The sequence below is a fragment of the Halorubrum sp. SD612 genome, from assembly GCF_002135005.1.
The window spans coordinates 1-18,782 of record NZ_NEWI01000017.1 but is presented as its reverse complement, the minus strand read 5'-3'; the positions used below and the strand labels follow the sequence as shown (position 1 = coordinate 18,782).

At 71.8% G+C, this 18,782-nt stretch carries 18 protein-coding genes and 1 tRNA gene; 10 read left to right on the top strand and 9 right to left on the bottom strand.

The window, feature by feature from the left end; genetic code table 11:
- Positions 1 to 70 precede the first annotated feature (70 nt).
- Positions 71 to 967 (top strand): ketopantoate reductase family protein, encoded by an 897-nt coding sequence (locus tag B9G38_RS03465; RefSeq protein WP_086216501.1) that lies wholly within the window; start codon positions 71 to 73, stop codon positions 965 to 967.
- Positions 968 to 1,023: 56 nt separating this feature from the next.
- On the opposite strand, the gene B9G38_RS03460 is transcribed toward B9G38_RS03465, so the two are convergent.
- Positions 1,024 to 1,245: a hypothetical protein gene (locus tag B9G38_RS03460; RefSeq protein WP_086216502.1), complete on the bottom strand. Its 222-nt coding sequence runs from the start codon at positions 1,243 to 1,245 to the stop codon at positions 1,024 to 1,026.
- Positions 1,246 to 1,603: 358 nt separating this feature from the next.
- On the opposite strand from B9G38_RS03460, the gene B9G38_RS03455 reads away from it, so the two are divergent.
- Genes B9G38_RS03455 through B9G38_RS03445 form a run of 3 tightly spaced genes read left to right on the top strand, consistent with a single transcriptional unit; the run spans position 1,604 to position 4,882 of the window.
- Positions 1,604 to 2,452, top strand: coding sequence for a CBS domain-containing protein (locus tag B9G38_RS03455; protein WP_049931381.1), 849 nt, complete (start codon positions 1,604 to 1,606; stop codon positions 2,450 to 2,452).
- On the top strand, positions 2,452 to 4,254 hold the full coding sequence (gene glyS, locus B9G38_RS03450; RefSeq protein ID WP_086219493.1) for a glycine--tRNA ligase: 1,803 nt from the start codon (positions 2,452 to 2,454) through the stop codon (positions 4,252 to 4,254). Before B9G38_RS03455 ends, glyS begins: the two co-directional genes overlap by 1 nt.
- 4 nt (positions 4,255 to 4,258) lie before the next feature.
- Complete coding sequence (locus B9G38_RS03445; RefSeq protein WP_049931383.1) at positions 4,259 to 4,882, top strand: hypothetical protein; 624 nt, start codon at positions 4,259 to 4,261, stop codon at positions 4,880 to 4,882.
- 58 nt (positions 4,883 to 4,940) lie between these two features.
- On the opposite strand, the gene B9G38_RS03440 is transcribed toward B9G38_RS03445, so the two are convergent.
- Positions 4,941 to 5,025 (bottom strand) — tRNA-Ser (locus tag B9G38_RS03440).
- Positions 5,026 to 5,154: 129 nt separating this feature from the next.
- Between B9G38_RS03440 and B9G38_RS03435 the strand changes: the two genes are divergently transcribed.
- On the top strand, positions 5,155 to 6,117 hold the full coding sequence (locus tag B9G38_RS03435; RefSeq protein WP_086219492.1) for a MoxR family ATPase: 963 nt from the start codon (positions 5,155 to 5,157) through the stop codon (positions 6,115 to 6,117).
- A gap of 27 nt (positions 6,118 to 6,144) precedes the next feature.
- Here B9G38_RS03435 and pyrE read toward each other — a convergent pair whose 3' ends face one another.
- Both pyrE and B9G38_RS03425 read right to left on the bottom strand, forming a co-directional pair.
- A complete protein-coding gene (gene pyrE, locus B9G38_RS03430) occupies positions 6,145 to 6,699 on the bottom strand; it encodes an orotate phosphoribosyltransferase (protein ID WP_049931385.1) in 555 nt (184 codons plus the stop codon).
- 72 nt (positions 6,700 to 6,771) lie between these two features.
- Positions 6,772 to 10,230, bottom strand: coding sequence for a PAS domain-containing protein (locus B9G38_RS03425; RefSeq protein WP_086219491.1), 3,459 nt, complete (start codon positions 10,228 to 10,230; stop codon positions 6,772 to 6,774).
- 289 nt (positions 10,231 to 10,519) lie between these two features.
- On the opposite strand from B9G38_RS03425, the gene gatB reads away from it, so the two are divergent.
- From gatB to B9G38_RS03405, 4 genes are all read left to right on the top strand, one after another.
- Positions 10,520 to 12,007: an Asp-tRNA(Asn)/Glu-tRNA(Gln) amidotransferase subunit GatB gene (gatB, locus tag B9G38_RS03420; RefSeq protein ID WP_086219490.1), complete on the top strand. Its 1,488-nt coding sequence runs from the start codon at positions 10,520 to 10,522 to the stop codon at positions 12,005 to 12,007.
- A 70-nt stretch (positions 12,008 to 12,077) separates the two neighbouring features.
- The gene (locus tag B9G38_RS03415; protein ID WP_086219489.1) at positions 12,078 to 12,392 is read left to right on the top strand and encodes a hypothetical protein; all 315 of its coding nucleotides are present in this window, start codon (positions 12,078 to 12,080) and stop codon (positions 12,390 to 12,392) included.
- Positions 12,393 to 12,453: 61 nt separating this feature from the next.
- On the top strand, positions 12,454 to 12,669 hold the full coding sequence (locus B9G38_RS03410) for a ubiquitin-like small modifier protein 2 (protein ID WP_086219488.1): 216 nt from the start codon (positions 12,454 to 12,456) through the stop codon (positions 12,667 to 12,669).
- A complete protein-coding gene (locus tag B9G38_RS03405; RefSeq protein ID WP_086219487.1) occupies positions 12,666 to 13,124 on the top strand; it encodes a GNAT family N-acetyltransferase in 459 nt (152 codons plus the stop codon). The genes B9G38_RS03410 and B9G38_RS03405 overlap by 4 nt, the downstream gene beginning before the upstream one ends.
- A gap of 7 nt (positions 13,125 to 13,131) precedes the next feature.
- Here B9G38_RS03405 and B9G38_RS03400 read toward each other — a convergent pair whose 3' ends face one another.
- Positions 13,132 to 13,833: an ATP-binding protein gene (locus B9G38_RS03400; protein ID WP_143415354.1), complete on the bottom strand. Its 702-nt coding sequence runs from the start codon at positions 13,831 to 13,833 to the stop codon at positions 13,132 to 13,134.
- A gap of 147 nt (positions 13,834 to 13,980) precedes the next feature.
- A complete protein-coding gene (locus B9G38_RS03395; RefSeq protein ID WP_158093818.1) occupies positions 13,981 to 14,490 on the bottom strand; it encodes an MEDS domain-containing protein in 510 nt (169 codons plus the stop codon).
- Positions 14,491 to 14,729: 239 nt separating this feature from the next.
- Here B9G38_RS03395 and B9G38_RS03390 point away from each other — a divergent pair, with 239 nt between their 5' ends.
- Complete coding sequence (locus tag B9G38_RS03390) at positions 14,730 to 15,503, top strand: 23S rRNA (uridine(2552)-2'-O)-methyltransferase (protein ID WP_086219484.1); 774 nt, start codon at positions 14,730 to 14,732, stop codon at positions 15,501 to 15,503.
- Here the strand turns inward: B9G38_RS03390 and B9G38_RS03385 are convergent.
- The 3 genes from B9G38_RS03385 to B9G38_RS03375 all read right to left on the bottom strand — a co-directional run.
- Positions 15,389 to 17,182, bottom strand: a complete 1,794-nt coding sequence (locus B9G38_RS03385) for a histidine kinase N-terminal 7TM domain-containing protein (protein WP_086219483.1) — start codon at positions 17,180 to 17,182, stop codon at positions 15,389 to 15,391. The genes B9G38_RS03390 and B9G38_RS03385 overlap by 115 nt on opposite strands.
- Before the next feature lie 137 nt (positions 17,183 to 17,319).
- On the bottom strand, positions 17,320 to 17,820 hold the full coding sequence (locus tag B9G38_RS03380) for a dihydrofolate reductase (protein WP_086219482.1): 501 nt from the start codon (positions 17,818 to 17,820) through the stop codon (positions 17,320 to 17,322).
- Between the two features lie 40 nt (positions 17,821 to 17,860).
- Positions 17,861 to 18,782 (bottom strand): ornithine cyclodeaminase family protein (locus B9G38_RS03375; protein WP_086219481.1); only part of this gene is annotated, 922 nt, incomplete at its 5' end.

The window sequence follows — 18,782 nt, the reverse complement described above, 5'->3', positions numbered from 1 at the left end:
CGGCGGCTCTCGGGCGAGGCGGACCGACCTCACCGTTACCACTATTCTACCGGCGCCCCTCTCTTTGCGCATGGAGGTGCTCGTCTACGGCGCCGGCGCGCTCGGAAGCCTCGTGGGCGGGCTGCTGGCGCGTACACACGACGTGACGCTCGTCGGGCGCGACCCGCACATGCGGGAGATTCGGGAGGACGGGCTCCGGATCGACGGCGAGGTCGACGCCCGGGTCGCGCCGCGCGCGCTCACTGACGCGACGCACCGGCGGGCCGACCTCGCCTTGGTCACGACGAAGGCGTACGACACCGACGCGGCCGCTCGCGCGCTCGCGACCGGCGAGTACGACGCGGTCTGCTCGCTCCAGAACGGCCTCACCGAGGAGCGCCTGGTCGCCGCGCTCGACGCGACGGTCCTCGCGGGCACCGCGAGCTACGGTGCCCGGTTCGCCGAGCCGGGCCGCGTCACCTGTACCGGCGTCGGCGAGGTCGTCGTCGGGGCGCTCTCCGGCGGCGCGAGCCCCGAGGCCGCGCGGGTCGGCGCCGCCTTCGACGCGGCGGGCGTCGAGGCGGTCGTGGCCGAGGACATGCCGGCCCGGCGCTTCGAGAAGCTCGCCGTCAACGCCGGGATCAACGGACCGTCGGCGCTCGCGCGGACGGAGAACGGCCCGACGCTCGACGGCCCCGCCGGCGAGGTCGCCCGCGAGGCCGCCCGCGAGACGGCCCGCGTCGCCCGTGCGGTCGGGGTGGACCTGTCCGACGAACGCGCGGCCGACGCCGTCGAACGCGTCGCCACCGACACCGCGGCGAACCGGTCGTCCATGTACGAGGACGTGGCGAACGGACGCCGCACGGAGGTCGACGCTATCTACGGCGCGGTCGTCGACCGGGGCGACCGGCGCGGCGTGTCGGCGCCGACCTGCCGGACGGTCGGGTCACTGATCCGCGGCTGGGAAGCGGCCCGCGGGCTCCGGTAATGCGGGACCGATTCGGGAAAACGAGACGGCGGCTCTGCTCGGCGACGGCTACGCGCTCAACACCACTCCTCGAGGACGGTCGCGTCGGTCTCGTCGACCGACACCCACGCGTCCTCTCGCGAGACGTCCGCGATGACGAACTCCGGCCGCGACGCCGACGAGTCGACGGACGCCATCACGTCCGGCGCGTCGGCGGCGTCGAGCGCCGGGTCCGTCGGGAGCGCAGTCCGGCGGCGGTCGGGGTCCGGGTCGTCCCATGGGGTGGAACTCCGTGACATGGTTGTGAATAGTTCACAGTACGTATAAGAGTTGCGAACGCGATCGAATTCGGCCGTCGGATCGGAGATTCCGGGGACGCTCTGCCGACGGTTCTTTCCGCGGAGCGCCCGCCGAACGACGATCCGCCGAAACGTGTCGGTTTCTACATCGGCTCGCGGGATCCTGTAGGGCCCCGCCTGACCGGGTCCGATCGCCGCTGACCCGGGCCCGTGCGCTGGCGGTCCAGCTCCGCGTGTCGCTGACCAGACCCTGCGTGCCGCTGACCGCTTCCGCGTGTCGCCGCCCGGCCTCGCGTGCCGGTGGTCCGGCTCCGCACACCTTCGCAGTATACAAGAGGTGTCACGCTGAAAGACGGGCATGAACGTCGCAGACGCCATGACGCCCCGCTCGGAGCTCGTCGTCGTCGAGATACCCGGGAGCCGCAACGACGTGTTAGAGTACATCCAAGAGCACGGCTTCTCGTCCGTGCCCGTCGTGAAGGACGTCGACGGCGACGAGGTGTACCGCGGGCTCGTCACGCGCGACGACCTGATCGAACAGCCGGACGAGGACCAGCTCGCGCTGCTGATGCGCGAGGTCCCCACCGTCGGGGCCGCCGCCGACATCGTCGACGCCGCCCGGACGATGGCCGCCGAGGGCTCGCGCCGGCTCCCCGTGGTCGACGGCGACGAGCTCGTCGGTATCGTCACCGTCACCGACGTGGTGCGGGCGATCGCCCGCGGCGAGGTCGACGGCGAGACGCGCGTGGGCGAGCTCGCGACCCGGGCGGTCAACGCGACCCACACCGACACGCCGCTGCCGGTCGCCGAGCGCGAGATCGCGCTCTCGGGGGTACCGTACGCGGTCGTCCTCGACGACGACGCCGCGACCGCGGGGATGCTCACCGAGGTCGACATCCTGGAGGTCGCCCGCGTCGTCGAGGGCGAGGCGAGCACCGGCGACTCGATCGCCGACCAGGACTCCGACTGGTCGTGGGAGGGGATCAAGGCGACGGGCGCGCGCTACCTCCCGACCCGGAACGTCGAGATCCCCGCGGAGGCGGTCCGCCACTTCATGACCGAGGACCTCATCACCGTCAACGCCACGCGGACGGCCAAGGAGGTCGCTCAAGAGCTCATCAGCAACGACATCGAGCAGGTCCCGCTCGTCTCCGGCACCGATCTGGACGGGATCGTCCGAGACGTCGACCTGCTGGAGGGGTTATAATGGCCGCGGACGTGCTCGCCGAGCTCGCGAAGCGCCGGGGCTTCTTCTTCGGATCGAACGGCGCCTACGGCGGCACCGCCGGCTTCTACACGTTCGGCCCGCAGGGCGCGGCGCTCAAGCGGAACGTCGAGGACGCGTGGCGCGACCGGTTTACCATCCGCGAGGGGAACCGCGAAATCGAGGCGCCGACGGTGATGCCAGAGGCCGTGTTCGAGGCCTCCGGCCACCTGGAGGGGTTCGACGACATGCTCGTCGAGTGCCCCGAGTGCGGCGCGTCCCACCGCGCCGACCACCTCGTCGAGGACGTCACGGAGATCGAGGACGCCGAGGCGCTGCCCGGCGAAGAGGTCGCCGAGCTCATCGCCGACAACGACATCGCCTGTCCCGCCTGCGGCACCGAACTCGCCGGCCAGCCGGTCGAGGCGTTCAATCTCATGTTCGCGACCGACATCGGCCCCGGCGACGCCCAACCCGGCTACCTCCGGCCGGAGACGGCCCAGGGGATCTTCGTGGAGTTCCCGCGGCTGAAGGAGTACGCCCGCGGGAACCTCCCGTTCGGGATCACCCAGATCGGCCCGGCCTACCGCAACGAGATCTCGCCGCGCGGCGGGCTCCTCCGCCTCCGCGAGTTCACGCAGGCCGAGTTGGAGCAGTTCATCGACCCCGAGGCGGACGAGCCGCCGCTCGACCGCGTGCGCGACGTGGAGGTCCGCCTCTACCCCGCGACGGAGCAGGAGGCCGACGACGGCGACTACCTCGACACGACGGTCGGCGAGGCGGTCGACGAGGGCGTCATCGGCTCCCCGTGGGTCGGCTACTACCTCGGCGTCGCGCAGGAGTGGTACGAGCGCGTCGGCGTCGACCTCGACCGGTTCCGCTTCCGCCAGCACCTCGCTGGCGAGCGCGCCCACTACGCCGCCGACTGCTGGGACGCCGAGAGCGAGGTCGACGGCGACTGGATCGAGATCGCCGGCTTCGCGTATCGCGGCGACTACGACCTCTCGAAGCACGACGAGTACGGCGACGACTCGTTTACAGTGTTCAAACGGTACGACGAGCCGAAGACGGTCGAGCGCGCGACCGTCGACCCCGACATGTCCGTCCTCGGCCCGGAGTTCGGCGGCGACGCCGCCGCGGTCGCCGAGGCGCTCGAAGCCCTCGCGGAGCGCGACCCCGACGCGTTCGACGGCGAGACGGTCGAGGTGACGGTCGGCGAGGGCGACGACGCCGAGACGCACGCGGTCGACGTCGACGTCGCGGACTTCTCGGTCGAGGTGGTGACCGAGAACGGCGAGCACATCACGCCCCACGTCGTCGAGCCGTCGTTCGGCGTCGGCCGGACCGTCCAGACGCTGCTCGCGCACGCCTACAGCGAGGACGAGGTCGACGGCGAGGAGCGCACCTACCTCTCGCTCGAACCCGAGGTCGCGCCGCAGGACGCCGCCGTCTTCCCGCTCGTCACCAACGACGACCGCCTGACCGGGCTCGCCGACGAGGTGGCGGCCGACCTGCGGGCCGCCGGGCTCGCGGTCGCGTACGACGACTCCGGCTCGATCGGCCGCCGCTACCGCCGGCAGGACGAGGTCGGCACCCCGTTCTGCGTCACCGTCGACCGCGACGGGATCGAGGGCGACGGGCCCGACACCGTCACGCTCCGCGAGCGCGACTCCGCGGCGCAGGTCCGGATCCCGGTCGCGCACCTCGCCGACGAGCTGACGGCGCTCCGGGAGGGCGAGCCGTTCGCGTCCGTCGCCGACCGGTACGACGCGGTCGACACCGACGTCGAGACGGCGGGGAACTGAGGGCGTGCGTCTCCCGGCCGCCGCGTGGCGCGAGCGCGTGGAGTTCGAGCGGCGGCTGGTCCACGCCAGCGGCACGCTGTACCCGGTCCCGTTCTTACTTGGCTGGATCTCCTGGGAGACCACCGGGCGACTGCTGATCCTCAGCGTCGCGATCGCCGGGGCTCTCGAAGCGCTGCGGCTCGCCGACTCCGTCGGCCCGCTCGCCCCGCTGTACGACGCGCTCGTCCGCGACTACGAGGCCGACGGGATCGCTGGGTACGCGCTGTATCAGGCCGGGATGGCGGCGACCGCGCTCGTCTTCGCGCCCGTCTTCGCCGTACCCGCGATGTGGATGCTCTCCGTCGGCGACCCGATAAGCGGCGGGCTCGGCGAGAACGCGGCGACGGAGCCGAAGCGCCTCCCGGTGGTGGCGGCGATGGTGTTCGTCTGCTTCGGGATCGCCGTCCCGTACGCGATCCCCGAGTTCGGCCCCGATCCGGGCGTGATCGTCGCGCTCGCGGGGGCGATCCCCGCGGCGATCGCCGACGGGCTCCCGCCGCTCATCCGCGGCGTGGCGGTCGACGACAACCTCACCATCCCGCCGGCGGCCGCCGGCGGCATGTTCCTCGCGGCCGCGCTGATCGGGTAGGCGCATCGCCCGGAGCGCGACGGCGGCGCCGTCGCTCGCCGGGCGAAACTGAGAGAAGCGCCGAGGCGGAGATTTGAACTCCGGTGTCCGAATGGACAGTAGATTTCGAATCTACCGCCTTGGCCAGGCTAGGCTACCTCGGCTTGACTCGACGTTGGCCGGTTCTGCTGTTATGCGTTTCGATCGCGGTCGCGGCGCGGTCTCGGACCGCCGGTCCGTCACCCCACCGTTCCGCCGACAACGCTTTTCGGCCCGGCTCCCGTGCGGTGGATATGGACGTCCCCGAAGCGGCCGACGCCTGCGCCCGCGTCGTGAGCGAGGTCGGCGGCGCGGTCGTCGCCGACCGCGAGTTCCTCGACCGCGTCACCCTCGGCATCCTTGCCCGCGGCCACGTCCTCCTGGAGGACGTGCCGGGCACCGGAAAGACCCTCTCGGCGCGCTCGTTCGCGACCGCGCTCGGTCTGGAGTTCTCGCGGATTCAGTTCACCCCGGACCTCCTGCCGGCCGACGTCACTGGCACAAACGTGTTCGACGAGCGCGACGGCTCCTTCAGCTTCTCGCCGGGGCCGATCTTCGCGAACGTCGTGCTCGCCGACGAGATCAACCGCGCCCCGCCGAAGACGCAGGCCGCTCTCCTGGAAGCGATGGAGGAGGGGCAGGTGACCGTCGACGGCGAGACGCACGCCCTGCCGAGCCCCTTCTACGTGATCGCGACGCAGAACCCGGTCGAGAGCGAGGGCGCGTTCCCGCTACCGGAGGCCCAGCTCGACCGCTTCACGATCAAGACCTCGATCGGCTACCCGGACGAGGACGGCGAGTTAGAGCTCCTCCGGCGGCGCGCCGGCCGCGTCGAGCAGTCGCCGACGGTCGAGCGCGTCCTCGATCCCGACTCCGTGGCGGCGCTGCGGGGGGTGCCGGAGTCCGTCCGCGTCGAGGACGATCTGCTCCGCTACGCGGCGGCGCTCGCGCGGGCGACCCGGGAGGACCGCCGCGTCGAGGCCGGCGTCTCCCCGCGGGGGACACAGCGCCTCTTCGAGACCGCCCGCGCGGCGGCGGTGATCGCCGGCCGTGAGTTCGTCACGCCCGACGACGTGAAGCGGGTCGCGCAGCCGACGCTCGCCCACCGGCTCGTGTTGACGCCGGACGCGGCCGTCAACGACGTCGACGAGCGCGACGTGATCGCCGACGTGCTCGACCGCGTCGCGGTGCCGACGGTGGACGCGGCCGAGGCGTAGCTCCCGCGACGACCGCCGCTATCGCCGCTACTCCGCGTTCTCGTCCCGTTCCGCCAGCAGTTCGGTCGCCGTGAGCAGCGACTCCAGCTCGATGTCGTGCTCGGCGAGCAGCGCTTCCGCGCCCTCCTCGCGGTCGACGACGACCAGCACGCGGTCCACCGTCGCGCCCGCCTCCCGCAGCGCCTCGACCGCGTCGACAGCGGACTGCCCCGTGGTGGCGATGTCCTCGATCACGACGACCTCCTCGCCGTCGCCGAGGCGCCCCTCGATCCGGTTGCCCGTGCCGTACTCCTTCGCCTGTTTGCGCGCGATGACGTACGGACGACCGAGCTCGGCGGCCGTCACCGCCACCAGCGGGACCGCGCCCAGCGCGACTCCCGCCAGCTTCGCGTCGGCGTCGGCCAGCCGGTCGGCGAACGCCTCGGCGACGAGCGTCAGCGCGTCCGGGTCGGTCTCGAAGAGGTACTTGTCGACGTAGTAGTCGCTCGTCCCGCCGTGGGACAGCTCGAACTCGCCGAACCGGACGGCGTCGGCGGCGGTGAGCGCCGCGATCAGCTCGCGTCGTCGGTCGTCGTCGGTCATACGCCGAGAAGGGCCGCGGCCGACAATAAACTGGTCGGAACGCGGAGGGGGTTCGTCTCCTTCCCGCCCCGCTCACTCCGCCGCCGGCAGGACGAGCGTCACGGTCGTTCCCCCGCCGCCGAGGCCGTCGTCGAACCGGATCTCGCCGCCGTACGCCTCCACGACCCACGCGGCGATCCACAGCCCCACGCCGGTGTTGTGCTGTAGCTGGGTCACCTCGCGGGCGCCGGTGATCACCTCCCGTACCGCGGTCGGTACTCCCGGCCTGTCGTCCGCGACGCTCACACGCACGACCCCGCCGTCCGGGTCGCGCTCGGCGCTCACCGCGACGCGCGGCGCGTCGCCGCCGTGTTCGACCGCGTTCTCGACGAGGTGATCGATCGCGACCGAGAGGCGGTCGTCGCCGCGCACCGCGATCCCCGCCGGCACGTCGGCGGTGATCCGCGTGTCCGGCCGATCGGCCGCGTGTCGCGCGGTGACCGCCTCGACGATCGGTCCCACGTCGACCGGCTCGGGGTCGGTCGCGTACCCCTCCTCGACGATCCCCCGGAGGGTCCCGGCCCCCTCGGCGACGTCGGTCAGCCGCTTGCCCGTGGTCTCGATCCGCCGGGCGTAGTCGCGGATCCGGTCGTCGTCGGTCCGATCGGCGATTTCGCCGGCGAAGCCGAACACGACGTTCAGCTCGTTCCGCAGGTTGTGCCTGAGGATCCGGTTGACGATCCGCACGTAGCGTTCGCGGCGCTTCCGGTCGGTGATGTCGGTGTAGATGCCGAAGGCGCGCCGGTCGCCCTCGGTCTCGTAGCTGAAGCCGCGGAAGAGGAACTCCCGCGGCCCCTCGACGGTCTGTCGTCTGATCTCCTCCGCGGCGAAGCCGTGTTCGCGGACCAGCGCGTCGAGGTCCGCCGCCTCGACGACGCTCGCCTCGACGCTGTCTCCCAGCCGGTAGTCGTGGATGTCCAACGCCTCGATCGTCCGGCCGCGCAGCGCCGCCTCGTCCACGCCGAACTGCGCCTCGAACGCCGGGTTGGCGCCGTCGATCACCGTCTCGTCGTCCTCGAAGACGACCTCTATCACCGGGTCGGGAATGCGGTCGAACAGCCGCCGGAAGCGGTCGCGCTCGGCCGACAGCTCGGTCCGCGTCCGGAAGAGGTCGGTCGTGTCCGACAGCGATCCGACGACGCCGCCCCCGCGGTCGGACAGCGACGACAGCCGGAGTCGGCCGTGCCGCGGTCCGCGATCGCCGTCGCGCTCGACGCTCAGGTCGACCGTCCTCGTCGGCTCTCGACCGCCCGCGACCTCGGCCGGTGTGCCGGTGAGCGCGCCGACCGCGTCTACCACGCGCTCCGCGTCGTCCGGGGCGACGAGCGCGTCGAGCCGCCGACCGACGATGTCCCCGGTGCTGCCGGCGCCGAGCCACTCGGCGAACGGCCCGGTGGCGTAGGTGACGGCGCCGTCGCCGTCGAGGACGCACACCATGTCGTCGACGTTCTTCAGCGCGTCCTCGTAGGTCCGGAGCCGCCGGCGCCGGTCGTTGGCGTCCATCGCGGCGACGCCGTTCGTCGCCAGCAGTTCGAGCACGCTGACGTCGCTCTCGCCGAAGGCGTCCGGCTCTCTGGACCCGACGATGAACACGCCGTGGTCCCCGAGCGGAACCGCGACGAACGACCGCATCCCGTGGTACTCGGTCCGGTCGCCGTTCGACGGGCCGCCGCCGATCGACGCGAGCCGCTCGTCGGTCGCGAGGTCGTCGCACACCCACGTCTCGCCGTCTCGGAACACCGCACCGGTGATCCCCTCGCTCGGCGGTCGCGGGTCCCGGCTGGCGGCGAACGCGTCGCCGATCCCCTCGCTCGTGGCGGCGAGGCGGAGCAGGTCCGCGTCCTCGTCGAAGAGCCGCACGCCGCTTATCTGGTAGCCGAGGATCTGGTCCGCGGCCTCGACCAGCCGCTCGGCGACCCCGTCCGCGTCGCTCTCCCGCTGGACGCGTTCGACGGTCCCGAGCAGCCGTTCGAGCGTCTGCTCACGGCGCTTCCGCTCGGAGACGTCGGCGAAGAACACGGAGAGCCCGTTGGGCGAGGGGTAGGCGGTCACGTCGGTCCACAGGTCGAGCGGCTCGTACCGGTCCTCGAAGGAGACGACCTCCTGGGTCTCCATCGCCCGTCGGTAGTTCCGCTCGTACTTCCGCCCGAGCGCCGCCGGGAACTCCGCCCAGATGTCGGCGCCGATCAGCTCGTCGGCGTCGCGGTCGAGCAGCGTCGCGGCGACCTCGTTCACGTAGGTGAACCGGAACTCGTCGTCGAGCGCGAAGAACCCGTCCTCGATCCGGTCGAGCGTCTCCTCGAACCGGTCGACGGCCGCCGCCCGCTCCTCGCGGACCACCTCGCGCTCGATCGCGCCGCCGAGCCACTCCGCGAGCAGTTCGACGAACAGCCGCTCCGACGCGTCGAACGGGCGGTCGCGGGGCTCGACGTCGAGGAAACAGAGCGTCCCGTACACCTCGCCGTCGACGACGACCCGACCGCCGACGTAGCTGCCGACGCCGGACCGCTCGTACGCCGGATCGCCGGCCAGCCCCGCCGCCTCCGGGTCGGTGATCGTGACCACGCCCGAGTCGCCCTCGGCCGCGCCGTCGCCTCCGGTCTCCGACCCGCCTTCGGTCGCTCCGTCGCCTCCGCTCTCCTCGCCGCTTCCGGGCGCCCCGTCGCTTTCCGGTCCCGCGCCGGCACCGCCGCGAACCGTTCGCCGGCAGTAGGTCAGCTCCAGCGGGAGCGTCCCGTCGTCGTCGAGCTCGTCCGCCGCGATCGACTCCACAAGCCCGGTCGAGTCCCGGTACCGCTGGATCTCGATCCGGTCGCCCTCGACCCGCGACGAGTAGCCGATCGACAGGTCGAGGTAGTCTCGCCCGAGGTCGAGCAGGGCGTCGACCTGCTCGTCGAGGTCGGCGCACCGGTCCGAGACGATCCGCACGAACGGTTCGAGGAACTCCCGCCCGCCCGCGGTCGTCGGTTCCGGTTCGGGTCCGCCTGCGTCCGGTGACTCCGGTCCGGGCCCGTCGTGTGCCGGCTCTGTCCCCGCTCCGTCGCGGTCGTCGCGTCCGCCATCGATCGCCTCCACGCGGTCGGCGAGCGTCTCGCCATCGGCCGCGAGCCGTCGCCCGGACACGTACTCGATCCCGAGCCGGCTCGCGTCGATGGCCGCGTCCGCGTCGTCGCCCGCCGAGTAGGCGAGCACGGCCGCGTCCGGGTAGCGGTCGCGGACCGATTCGAGGCGGTCGAGCGCGGCCGCGTCGCGCTCGACCGAGAGCCCCCGGCTCGCGGCCCCGTCGCCGTTCAGTTCCGGCGCGTCGCGGTCACCTCGGGTCTCGTCGTCGAACAGCCTGACGACGACCCTCGCCGGATCGACGCTCCGGTCCGGGTCCCGGTCCGCGTCGCTCGCGACCTCGCTCGCTCGGCGGACGCGCGTCTCCGCGGGGAGCTCTCCCCACGCCGCGTCCACCGGCTCGCCGAGGTGGAGCGTCGGCTCAGCAGACATCCGTTACGGGACGGCACCGCGGCGGTCGCCCGCGGCCGGCGGGTCCCTCAGCGGCCATCCACCCTGTTGGCCGCTCGTCTCGCGCGACTGAGCGGCGGCCGCTGGCGCGTCGTCGCACTGGCCCGGCCGAGGCCCGCGAAGGTCGTCGGTTCACTCATCGCGCAAGATACGAGCGGCCTCCTGATAATCGTTCCCACCGGGTTTTCGGATCTGAGAGCGTCGTCGGGCGTTCGCCCCGGCGGCCGTTGTCCCGACACGATTTAGGCGACCCGCTCACAACGGGCGGGTAATGAGTACGCAGGCCGCGACGACGGACCGGACGGTCGTGATCGGGTTGGAGGTCCACGTCCAGCTCGAGACCGACACGAAGATCTTCTGCGGCTGTTCGACGGAGCCCGAGGACGACGAGGCGCCGAACACGCGCACCTGTCCGACCTGCCTCGGGCTACCGGGCGCGCTCCCCGTCCTCAACGAGGCCGCCGTCGAGGCCGCGGTGAAGGTCGGGAAGGCGATCGACGCCGACATCCCCGAGACGACCACGTTCCACCGGAAGAACTACTACTACCCCGATCTCCCGAAGAACTTCCAGCTCACCCAGTACGACGCGCCGATCTGCGCCGACGGCGAGCTGGAGGTCCGCGTCGACGGCGACCCGCGGACGATCGGGATCACCCGCGCGCACCTCGAAGAGGACCCCGGCAGCCTCCAGCACGCCGGCGGCTCCATCGAGTCGGCGACCCACACGCTGGTGAACTACAACCGCGCCGGCACGCCGCTGATGGAGATCGTCACGGAGCCGGACTTCCGCTCGCCGGGCGAGACGCGCGCGTTCCTCGCGAAGCTGGAGGAGGTCCTGGAGTACCTCGGCGTGTTCGACCCCGGCCGCGACGGGAGCCTGCGCGTCGACGCTAACGTCTCGCTCGTCCCCGCCGAGCACGTTGCCGACGACGGGGCGATCACGGGCGACGCGCTCGACGACGTGAACCGCGCCGAGGTGAAGAACATCTCCAGCCACAAGGGCGCCGAGCAGGCGCTCGCGTACGAGGTCACCAGACAGGAGAACGTCCTGCGTCGCGGCCGCGAGATCGAACAGGAGACGCGTCACTGGGACGAGGACCGCGGCGTCACCGTCGGCATGCGGTCGAAGGAGGCCGAGAAGGACTACCGCTACTTCCGCGAGGGCGACCTGCCCGCGCTTGAGGTGGCCGACTGGAAGGAACAGATCGCGATCCCGGAACTCCCCGACGCCCGCCGCGAGCGCTTCCGTGAGGAGTACGGGTTAGACCGCGAGGCCGCCTCCAAGCTCACCTCCACGAAGGCGGTCGCGGACTTCTTCGAGGACGTGGCGAGCGAGTTCGACCCCGACCTCGCCGCGACGTGGGTCGCCGACAACCTGCTCGGCGAGCTCAACTACCGCGAGATGGCGATCACGGACGTGGAGGGGCGGCTCGACGAGTTTACCCGCCTGATCGGGCTCGTCGCCGCCGACGAGCTGACGGTGAAGAACGCCGAGGAGGTCGTGCTCCGCGAGATGCTCGACGAGGGCGACGACCCCGAGACTGTCATCGACCGCGAGGACCTCGGCAAGGCCGAGAGCGGCGAGGTCGAGGCCGCCGTCGCGGCCGCCATCGACGAGAACCCCGACGCCGTGAGCGACTACCACGACGGCGACGAGGGCGCGATCAACTTCCTCGTCGGCCAGGTGATGCAGGCGACCGGCGGCAGCGCCGACCCCGGTCAGGTGAACGGGCTGCTCCGCGAAGAGTTGGACGGCTGAGCCGGCCGGACCGCTCGAATCGCTCCCGCCGGATCAACTCCCCCGCCACGCCGCAGCATTTCCCTCCGCCATGGCAATCGTCGAAACCGTCGTCGTCGGCCACGTCACCGGCTTCTGTCTCCTCCTCGCGTGGGCGATCTATCGCCGCGGCGCCGTGGACCTGATCGCCGGTTACGACGGCGACCTCCCACCGGAGCGCGAGGCGGACCTCGCCCGCGACGCGGCCGCGGTCCTCAGCGTCTCGGCGGCCGCGAGCGGCCTGATCGTCGTTAACGCGTGGACCGGCGCGGTCCCCCGCCCCGGCGCGCTGGCGACGGTCGCGATCGCCGCCGCAGTCGGGTGGTTCCTCTGGAAGTGGAACGGCTGCGCCCCCGACGCCGGTTGAGGCGTTCGACGCGCCCCGCCGAAACCGTGCGATTGACGCCCGCCCGCCCGCTACCGCGCTCATGGACGTGACCGTCGAGATCGTCGGCGAGGGGGTCGACGAGTACAGCCTCGCCGCCGACGCGACGTACGACGACCTGATCCGCGCCGCGGGCTACCACCCGCAGGAGGCGTCGGCGCTCGTCGACGGCTCGCCGGTCCCGGGCGACCGCGTCGTCGACGTCGAGGAGGTCCGAGTGCTCCGGCTGATCAAGGGCGGCGCGACGGGCGACGCGTGACCGAAGACCGAGACCTTCCGACCGCGCCGGAGGACGTGACCGTGAAGCCGACGACCGCGGCCGACCGGCTCGACGTCCTCCGGATCCTCGACGCCGCGATGCTGGAGACCGACGCCGCCACCGTCGACGACCGCATCGCGGCCGGAGACGTCATCGTCGCGCGCTCGACGCGCACCGGCGGAGTCGTCGGCGTGCTGGTCGCCGTGCGGCCCGATCCCGACCGGCTCCACGTCGACGCCGTCGCGGTCAGGCAGGTGCGCCGAGGAGAGGGGATCGGCTCCCGGCTCGTCGCGGCCGCGGTCGATCGGGCCGAGTCGGACCCCGCGGTCGAGACCGTCACCGCCCGGTTCGACGCCGACCTAGCCGAGTTCTACGCGGCGTTGGGGTTCGCGGTCGACGGCGCGGGCGCAGACGAGGGGCGGCGAGTCGGCCGGACCCGGGTCAACGGTGGCTGATCGGCGTTCAGTCGGCGACCCGGTACAGGTCGAACCGGACCCGCGTTCGGTCGTCGTCGTTGTCGAACTCGACCGTCCCGTGAGCCGACCCGACGATCCATCGAACGAGCCAGAGCCCCAGCCCACTCCCGTGGGCCAGCGGCGTCTCACCCCTCTCGCGGAAACACCGGAGCTCGTGGTCGGGTATCGACCCGGGGTTCCGAACCTCGACGCGAACCCGCTCGCTCGCCGGGGTCGACACCGCGACGGAGACCGTCGGCGCCGGATCGTCCTGATGGACGATTCCGTTCCGGATCGCCTCTTCGAGGGCGATGTCGAGGTTCACGTCCGCGAGGACGACCTGATCCGAGGAGTCGGGGGTCCGGATCCGTGCGTTCGGGTGCTCCGACCGCACCTCTTCGACCGCCCGCTCGATCACCGGCCCGAGAGGGGTTGGCTCGACCTCCGAACTCCCGATGGTCTGCTGGATGTACCGGGCCTTCTCGGCCGTTTCGACGACGGCGTCCGCGTGTCTCGCGGCGGCGGCGACGAGGTCGGCCTCCGCGGCGGTCAGCGACTCGCTTCCCGTCAAGTCTTCGAGTGCCCCACGAACGACGTTGAGGTCGTTCCGGATGTTGTGGCGTAACACTCTGCTGAGCACACTGAGCCGCTGCTCGCGCCGACGAAGCTCTCGGTTGCTCTCCGCGATCCCGCGAGCCTGCTTCAGCATGATCCGGGCGTCGGCCCCCCCTTCCTCGGAGCAGTACTCCTCGGGGGAGACGTGGAACGGGTTCTCACACAGCGTGCGGTCGTAAATGATCTGCTGGTGGGTTCGAAGCGCCTTCGCGGCCGCCGCCTCGTCGAACCGACGGAGGTCCTACTGGCACAGCGCAGTCACCGCGAAGTCGGGACACGCGGCGTCGAACGCGACCTCGAAGTCGACGACCTCGTCGAACGATGTCTCGCCGCCGAACGCCCACGTGTTCTCGCCGGCGACCCACAACCCCTCGTACCCCTCGGCGGCGCTCCGCTCCGCCTCCGACCGCAGCTCGGCGACGGTTCCGTCGCGTTCGAAGCCCTCGTCGAGATACACCTCCGACGCGTCGCGGATCGCGAGGTCCCCGGCGTCGAGCTTCGCCGCCACGTCCACGCCCTCCGCGCGCAGCGCGTTCTCGATCCGCGATCGGGGGTTCGCGTCGACGAGGTACACGCACCGATGCCCGGTCTCGAGCCCGTACGAGAGGAACGCGGCCACGGTGTCGAGCTGCGTCGCCGTCGACTCGTAAAACAGCGCGAGGTGGCGGTCGAGGTCGCAGTCGGCGAACTCGGCGCGCAGGTCCGCCCGCGGCCGGGCCATGGAGCCGGTCGACTCGCCTGCGGTGGTCATCTGAACAGCCATCGTAAAGACCGGATGCTGAAAAAACAATTGACGCCCGCAACCGATGTGTCTCCGCTCATCACGGCGAAATTCCGGGGGAGACGCCGCGGCGGATCTCGGTCGAGTCGCACTGTGCCGCCGTCGCCCGCATCCGACGTTCATTTCCCGGTCGCCCCCGTCGTTACGGGTATGAGCGCTACCTCCACCCCGATCTCGGTGGCCCCGCGTCCGCCTGCGGTGATGACGCCATGAGCGGGAAAGACGACTACTACAACCGATCCAAACAGCAGGGGTACCGCGCCCGGTCCGCCTACAAGTTGAAACAGCTCGACGAGGAGGCGGACCTCCTCGCCCCCGGCGACACCGTGGTCGACCTCGGGGCCGCGCCCGGCGGGTGGCTCCAGGTCGCCGCCGAGGAGGTCGGGGAGGGCGGCACCGTCGTCGGCGTCGACCTCCAGCGCATCGAGGACCTCGACGAGGGCGACGTCGAGACGATCCGCGGTGACATGACCGAGGAGCGCACCCGGCACTACCTGCGCGAGGCGGTCGGGGAGGTCGGCGCGGACGTCGTCGTCAGCGACATGGCGCCGAACATGACCGGCGAGTACTCCCTCGACCACGCCCGCTCGGTCCACCTCGCGCGGCAGGCGCTCGACACCGCCGACGAACTGCTCGCGGCCGGCGGCGACTTCGTCGTGAAGGTGTTCCAGGGTGAGGACCTCGATGCCTTCCGCGACGACGTGAGCGAGTCGTTCCAGTACGTCCGGACCGTCTCGCCGCCCGCCTCGCGGGACGCCTCCTCGGAGGTGTACCTCGTCGCGAAGGGGTACACGACCTCGCCCGTCGCCGAGGGCGACCGGGTCGAGGTGACGGTCGAAGAGGAGGGCGACGAGGGCGACGGCATCGCCTACGTCGAGGGGTACACGCTGTTCGTCGACGCCGACGTCGGCGAGACGCTCGCGGTCGAGGTCACCGACGTCAAGCCGCGGTTCGGCTTCGCGGAGCCGGCCGACGGGGACTGACGGGGCCCGCGGGGCGAGGCGTCAGGCGCTCGCGTCCCGCTCGATCGTCGCGCCGCGCAGCACGTACTTAACTCCCTCCTCGTAGTCGAGGTCGGGTTCGAGGCTCCATCCTTCCACGCGACCGAGCGCGCGGACGTTCGGCAGCGCCATGCCCGCCTCGGCGCTCGGCTCGGCGCTCTCGTACTCGAAGAGGAGCGGCCCGCCGTCCCCCCGGTGAATCGACCGTCGTCCGTGACCGCGAACCCGTCGTCGGTCAGCGTCACGGTCACGGCGGTCGCCTCGTTGAACTCCGCGAACTCGAACGCGTTCTTGAACAGCTGTTTGAGCCGGGTCGGCGCCGCGAGTATCCGCCCGTCGCCCTCGACGGCGACCTCGACGTCGGCGTCGGTCGCCGCCGCCGCGCCGCCCACGGCGGACTCGAAGTCGACGAACGCCGACTCGCCGAAGTCGCGGGCGTACCGCGTGAGGGTGTGGAGGTCCTCGACGACCCCGCCGATCCGGGCGACGCGGCTCCGCGCCACGTCTACCGACTCGGCGGCGGCCGCCGCGTCGCCCTCGTCGAGCCGGCCTTCCGCCTCCGCGAGGTGCCCGTCGGCGACCGCGACGGAGTTCCGCAGCTCGTGGGCGATCGCGCCGGCCATGTCGCCCAGCTGCTCCTCGTGCCGTTCGAGCTGTTCGCGCTGCCGCTCGATGGCGGTCACGTCTTGGACCAGCAGCGCCCACCCGAACGCCGCCTCGCCGACCGCGAGCGGCTCGCTCGTGACGCAGTAGGTCCGCGTGCGCTCTCCGTCGTCGACGTCGACGAGCGCGGGTCGCTCCGTCCGATACTCCTCGGCGACGTCCGGGGCGAACGCCTCGATTCGCTCCTCTCCGTCGGGGATCGCGGGGAACAGCTCGGCGGCCCGCTCGTTGTGGTCGCGGAGCCGCCCGTCGGTGTCGAGGACGATGACGGCACCGGCGGTGCGCTCGACGAACGCGCGCGTCGTCGTCTGCTCGACCGCGAGGAAGGTGTCCTCGACCAGGTAGACGACGCCGACCGCGAAGACGGCGACGCCGAGCGGCTCGTAGCTCAGCTGCGGCAGGACGCCGGGCGCCGCGCTGGCGACCGCGTTCGGAACGACCGCGAGCCCCGTCGCCGCGAACAGCCCGGCCAGCGTCCACGAGGAGCCTTCCGACCGCCTGAACAGCCGGTACAGGAGGTAGAAGCCGGCCGCGGACAGGAGGTACGCCGCCGCCAGCGACGCCCAGTACAGCGCCCCCTCCTCGACGACGAGCCGACGGGCCGGCTCCGCCCGGAGGGACGCGTCGAAGTACCGGCCGTGGAGCGGGTTCGTGAGCTTCAGCCCGACGACGGCGACGTAGAGCGCGACCCCGGCCCGCCGGTAGCTCGGCCGCCGGTGGTAGTCGCGGCCGGCGTACGCCGAGGCGAAGTACAGCCACGCGAACGGCGTGGCGAAGCCGACCGTCAGCGCGAGGACGTACAGCGCCACCGCCGTCGACTCCTCGCCGGCGAGCAGCACGCCGGCCTGGAGGAACCCCCAGACGCCGACGAGGATCAGGAGCCAGCGGAGCCCGCGCCGGCCGTCGCCGTTCCGCAGGCGAGACCCGTGGAGCGCGGCCGCGAAACAGGCCGCTCCCGAGAGGGCGAACAGGCCGACGAGCCACCACAGGGCTGTCACGAATGTCTCCGATTTCGGAGGGGAACAACTTAATTTGGTCGCTCATTCGGGGACTGAACGTCGGTCAGTAAACATATCTTCGCGAACATTTCCTTCGAACCGGCCGGCGCGGTCGCCGCCGCGACCGGGGAAAGCGGTCAGGTCGCGGCGGCGCGCCTGACCCACTCGCGGAGCGTGAACCGGTCGTACGCCGCCTCCGCGGCGACCTCCCACTCGGCCTCGTCCCACTCGGGATACACCGTGTCGCCCTCGTAGGTGCCGTCGACGTGGCTGAGGACCATCCCGTCGAGGTGCGGCTGGAACAGGTCGTAGATCCCGCCGCCGCCGAGGACGTACGCCGTGTCGACGCCGACCTCGGCGACGGCCTCGCGGGCCAGTTCGATCGCCGCCTCGTCGCCGTTCGCGACCGTCGCGGTCGGCACGTCGACGGCGTCGACGCTCCGGCTCACGACGATCTGTCGGCTCCCCGGGAGGTCGTCGCGCATCGAGTCGAACGTGCGGCGGCCTAAGATCACCGGCGATCCCGCGACGCGCTCGCGGTACTGCCTGACGTCCGCCTCGATGTGCGGCCACGGCACCTCTCCGTCTCTCCCGATCACCCGGTTCTCCGCGAGCGCCGCGACGCTGACGAGTTTCACGGGCGACGTACGCGGTCGGGAGGCAAAAACGGTCCGTCGCTCAGCCGTCGAGGCCGAGCAGGTCGAACGGGTAGCCGTTGTCCAGTTCGTCGGCCCGCTCGTAGACGACGCGGGCGGCCGCCACGTCCTGGATCGCGAGCCCCGTCGAGTCGAAGACGCTGACGCCGTTCACGCCGTCGGCGTCGGCCGGCGTGCCGGGCGTGCCGGGGCGGCCCGCGCGGCGGCCGACGACGATCCCGCCGATCTCGCCGTAGATGTCGTCGTCCGCGAGCGTCCCCGCGGCGTAGGGGACGTTGATCTCGCCGGAGTGCGTGCACTGCTCGTGGTCGTCGATGACGACGGTGGCGCCTACGAGGAGGTCGTCCGCGAGCTCGTGTTTGCCCTCGGCGTCCGCGCCCATCGCGTTGATGTGGGTGTGATCGCCCACGTCGTCGGGGCCGACGATCGGGTCCTCGACGGGGGTCACCGTCGAGAGCACGTCGCAGTGGCCGGCCTCCGAAATCGAGCCGGCGCGCACGTCGAACCGGCCCTCGAAGGCGTCGACGAAGTCGGCGACGCGCTCCTCGTCGAGGTCGCTCACGACAACCTCGTCGATGTCGCGCACCGCGGCGATCGCCTCCAGCTGCGTGTACGACTGGACGCCGGCGCCGACGATCCCGAGCGAGCTCGCGTCCGGGACCGCGAGGTGGTCGGTCGCGACGGCCGCGGCCGCGCCGGTGCGTTTCATCGTCAGCGTCGTCCCGTCTAAGACCGCCAGCGGGAACGCCGTCTCGGGGTCGGAGTAGATCATCGTCCCCATCACGGTCGGGAGGCCGTGGTCGGCGGGGTTGTCGGTGTGGACGTTGACCCACTTGATGCCGGCGGCGTCCCACCCGTCGCCCGTCGCCGTCTCCTCGCGGACGTCCTCCTCGCGGACGTCGAGGTAGGCGGGCATCGACCGGAAGTCGCCGTTGTACTCGGGG